Here is a 388-nt window from a genome sequence, read left to right as displayed (position 1 = left end):
GAACGGATTTTTAGGATTGACCGGATCGCCCGCAATCACCTCCATGTCCCACAGGCCGTCCGACAGCATTTCGCGGGCCAGCTCGAAGCGGGTGATGATCACGTCATGATGCTGCTCCCTCTCGAGTTCATCGTGGATATCACGCAGTGCGCCGGCCACGCGCAGCGGGACACCGCGACTATCACGAAGGGTTTCACCTTGGGCAAAAAACCACCGATAGCTGCCGTCCTTCATCGCTAGGCGGTTTCTGACTCTGTAAGGGGTCATACCAGACTTGTCGTTCAGATGACGGGCAAAAGCGTCGAGCGTGGCGGCTTTATCGGCGGGGTGCAGGCGATCAGCCCAGCTTGCCAGGACGTTGGGGAAGTCCTGCTCATTGCGACAGCCG

The 388-nt window shown here is 59.3% G+C and carries 1 protein-coding gene; it reads right to left on the bottom strand.

Going from position 1 to position 388, the window contains the following annotated elements; translation table 11 throughout:
- The coding region (locus tag AC0IYH_RS29710; RefSeq protein WP_471837659.1) for a PAS domain-containing protein at positions 1-388 on the bottom strand (388 nt) is incomplete at both ends.

This window comes from Pseudomonas sp. AC463 (genome assembly GCF_979253585.1).
This window is presented reverse-complemented; position numbering and strand designations above follow the sequence as displayed.